Below are 3723 nucleotides of genomic sequence, written 5' to 3'. Positions count from 1 at the left end.
CTGGTGCGGCATCTGATGCTGCGCTCGATCGCGATTGCCGGCGCGGTGACCATGGCGACGGTGGCGCTGGCCTATCCGATTGCCTATTTCATCGCCTTCCGCACCCGCAAGAAAACCCTCTGGCTGCTGTTGATCACCATCCCGTTCTGGTCCAGCTACCTGCTCAGGGTGTTCAGCTGGAAGCTGATCCTGGGCTTCAACGGGGTGATGAATTCGGCGCTGATCTCGCTGGGGCTGATCGAGGAGCCGCTGACCTTCCTGCTGTACAATGAATTCGCGGTGGTGCTGACGCTGGCGCATGCCTGGGCGCCCTTCGCGATCCTGCCGATCTATGTGTCGCTGCAGAAGATCGACCGCGCGCTGCTGGAGGCGGCCACCGATCTCGGCTGCTCCAGGCTGGAACGGTTCTTCCGCGTCACCCTGCCGCTGTCGGTGCCCGGCATCATTGCAGGCAGCCTGATCATCTTCATCCCCACCGTCGGGGACTATGTGACCCCGTCGCTGGTCGGCGGCTCGCAGGGCAAGATGATCGCCAATCTGATCCAGGTGCAGTTCGGCCCGGCCAACAACTGGCCGCTGGGGGCCACCCTGTCGCTGGCGGCGATGGCCTCGGTCGGCCTTGTGGCGGTCCTGTTCGTGATCCTGGCCACTGCTTTGGGGAGGAGGATCCGATGAGCACTCCAATGACCGGTCCCCTGGACACTCCGGTGAGCGGCTCCTTGAGCAAACCGCTGCGCAAGCCATTCCGCTTTCCCTGGCTCCTGGCCTATGCGGTCGGTTACCTGATCTTCCTGTATCTGCCGGTGCTGCTGCTGCCGCTGTTCTCCTTCAACGACGGCACCATCGTCGCCTTCCCGATGAAGGGCTTCACCCTGAAATGGTATGCCCAGCTGGGCGGCCAGGACACGCTCCTGCAGGCGATGGCGAACTCGCTGATCGTCGGCGCGGTGACCGCGCTGGTCGCCACCTCGCTGGGGCTGTTCGCCGCCCGTGCCTATGTGCGCTACCGCTTCAAGGGGCGGGAGCTGTCGGAGGGGCTGGTGATGCTGCCGCTGGTCATCCCCGGCATCATCGTGGCGTCGTCGATGCTGGTGCTGTTCATCTCGCTGGGGCTGAAGCCGTCGCTCACCACGGTGATCCTGGGCCATGTCTTTGTCGCGCTGCCCTTTGCGGTCTCGATCATGAAATCGGCCTTTGACGACTTCGACCAGTCGCTGGAGGAAGCCGCCTTTGACCTCGGCGAAAGCGTCATCGGCACCTTCCGCCGGGTGACCCTGCCGATCGTGGCGCCGGGCATCGTGGCGAGCCTGCTGGTCACCTTCACCGTCTCGTTCGACGAGTTCGTGCTGGCCTTCTTCCTGTCCGGCAACCAGCCGACGCTGCCGGTCTACATCTGGAGCCAGATCCGCTTCCCGGCCAAGCTGCCGAACACGCTGGCGCTTGGCTCGCTCCTGCTGCTCGCCTCGGTGCTGCTCCTGCTGACCGCCGAATATTTCCGCCGCCGTTCCGGCAAATCCGCCTGAGAAGAAGGACAACCAGATGGCCAGTCAGAACATCATCGAAATCTCCGGGGTGGAAAAGCGGTTCGGCACCTTCACCGCGGTCAAGGATCTGAACCTGGAGCTGAGGGAGGGCGAGTTCTTCTCGCTGCTCGGCCCTTCCGGCTGCGGCAAGACCACGGCGCTCAGGATGATTGCCGGTTTCCAGGACCACGACGCCGGCACCATCCGCATCGGCGGCCAGGACATGGCCCATATCCCGGCCAACAAACGGCCCACCAACATGGTGTTCCAGTCCTATGCGATTTTCCCGCATCTGAACGTCGGCGACAACGTCGCCTTTGGCCTGCGCAAGCTGAAATTGGGCAAAGCAGAGACCGAAGAACGCGTCGCCGAGGCGCTGGAGATGGTGGAGCTGGGCGGGTTGCAGTCGCGCAAGGCGACGGAACTGTCCGGCGGCCAGCGCCAGCGGGTCGCCTTGGCCCGGGCGCTGGTGATGCGGCCCAAGGTGCTGTTGCTGGACGAGCCGCTGTCGGCGCTCGACAAGAACCTGCGCGAGGCGATGCAGTTCGAGATGCGCCGCCTGCAGCAGAAGCTCGGGATCACCTTTGTCATGGTCACTCACGACCAGTATGAGGCGATGACCATGTCCGACCGCATCGGGGTGATGTTCAAGGGCCAGCTCAAGCAGGTCGACAAGCCGGAGGTGCTCTATGCCCGCCCCTGCAGCCAGGAGGTTGCGGCCTTCATCGGCGGCATGAACTTCCTCGATGCCGCCGTCACCGGGGAAGCGGACGGCAAGCTGCAGGCCGAGGTGCAGGGCTTCGGGCCGCTGGCCATCGACGTGAACCCGAATGTGGCGCGGCGCGGGCCGCAGCTGCTGGCCGGGATCCGCCCTGAACAGCTGGAGATCTCGGCACAGAAGCCCGACGGCTACGACGGCTACCTGCAGGGCACCGTCACCAATGCCGCCTTCTACGGCGAGAACGTGCATTACCACGTCACCGCCGAAGGGCTTTCGCAGCCCATCGCGGTGTCGGTGCCGAACTACTTCCACACGGTGGACCACAAGCAGGGCGATCCGGTCTGGCTGGGGGTGCAGAACGCCTCTGTCATCGACCTCGGGGCCCGCGAGGCATGAGAATAAAGGGAGGAAGAAAAATGAAACACTTCAAAACGGCACTGGCCGCGTCCGCGGCTTTGACCGCCTCGGCGGGCCTTGCATCCGCCGGGGCCGACAGCCTGTCGGTCTTTGACTGGTCCGGCTACGAGGACCAGGGGTTCTACGGCGACTACGTCGAGAAATACGGCGGCGCGCCCAGCTACACCTACTTCGGCAGCGTCGAGGAGGCCTTCACCAAGCTGCAGTCGGGCTTTGCCGCCGACCTGGCGCACCCCTGCACCGACGCGCTGCGCAAATGGGTGGCCGCGGACCTGATCCAGCCGATCGACACCTCCAGGATCGACAATTGGGACAAGCTCCTGCCGCAGATCAAGGATGTCGACGGCGTCACCATCGACGGCGAGACCTACATGGTGCCGTTTGAGTGGGGCAACACCGGGCTGATCTACCGCACCGACCTGATCGCGGAAGAAGACGTCTCGCTGCAATTGCTCGCCGATCCCGCCTACCAGGGCAAGATCGCCATTCCCGACGCGGCCTCCTCCGCCTATGCGATGGCGGCGCTGGCCACCGGCGCGTCCAGCTATACCGGTATGAGCGACGAGGAATTCCAGAAGGCTTCGGACTTCCTGCGCCGGATCCATCCCAATGTGCGGTTCTACTGGTCCGATGCCGGCCAGCTGGACCAGGCGCTTGCCTCGGGCGAAGTAAGCATGGGCTGGGGCTGGAACCAGTCGGAGCTGAACCTGATCTGGAATGAGACGCCCGCAAAAATGATGCGCGACGTGGACAAGGGCATCGCCACCTGGGTCTGCGGCTATGTGCATCTGACCTCTTCGACGCAGAGCGACGAGCAGGTCTATGACATGCTGAACGCGCTGAGTTCTGAGCCCAGCGGCAAATACATCATCGAGAACTGGGGCTACGCCCATTCCAATGCCGATGCCTTCAAATCCGCCGACCAGAGCCTGATCGAGACCTACGGCTTTGCCGACGTGAACAAGTTCTTCGAGGGCAGCCTGTTCTTCGATGCGGTCAACCCGGAGCTGGAAGGCCGCATGCTGAAGGAATTCGAGCGCATCAAGGCAGGCTTCTGATCCC

General features: G+C 63.8%; 4 protein-coding genes. All 4 read left to right on the top strand.

The window, feature by feature from the left end:
* A partial coding sequence (locus KUV26_RS23385) for an ABC transporter permease (protein WP_222510259.1) occupies positions 1–675 on the top strand: 675 nt, incomplete at its 5' end.
* Positions 672–1523 carry an ABC transporter permease gene (locus KUV26_RS23380; protein ID WP_261400100.1) on the top strand — a complete coding sequence of 284 codons (852 nt, stop codon included), beginning with the start codon at positions 672–674 and terminating at the stop codon, positions 1521–1523. The genes KUV26_RS23385 and KUV26_RS23380, both read left to right, overlap by 4 nt.
* A gap of 16 nt (positions 1524–1539) precedes the next feature.
* Positions 1540–2640, top strand: a complete 1101-nt coding sequence (locus KUV26_RS23375) for an ABC transporter ATP-binding protein (protein WP_222510258.1) — start codon at positions 1540–1542, stop codon at positions 2638–2640.
* Positions 2641–2660: 20 nt separating this feature from the next.
* Complete coding sequence (locus tag KUV26_RS23370; RefSeq protein ID WP_222506832.1) at positions 2661–3719, top strand: extracellular solute-binding protein; 1059 nt, start codon at positions 2661–2663, stop codon at positions 3717–3719.
* The last annotated feature ends 4 nt before the right edge of the window (positions 3720–3723 follow it).

It is taken from the genome of Leisingera daeponensis (assembly GCF_019801465.1).
Taxonomy (GTDB): domain Bacteria; phylum Pseudomonadota; class Alphaproteobacteria; order Rhodobacterales; family Rhodobacteraceae; genus Leisingera; species Leisingera daeponensis_A.
The sequence above is the reverse complement of the archived record's forward strand: the minus strand, read 5'-3'. Positions and strand labels throughout refer to the sequence as shown.

Coding starts and splice junctions, on each gene's coding strand:
- KUV26_RS23380 (WP_261400100.1), top strand. CDS start 672: ATGAGCACTCCAATGACCGGTCCCCTGGACACTCCGGTGAGCGGCTCC.
- KUV26_RS23375 (WP_222510258.1), top strand. CDS start 1,540: ATGGCCAGTCAGAACATCATCGAAATCTCCGGGGTGGAAAAGCGGTTC.
- KUV26_RS23370 (WP_222506832.1), top strand. CDS start 2,661: ATGAAACACTTCAAAACGGCACTGGCCGCGTCCGCGGCTTTGACCGCC.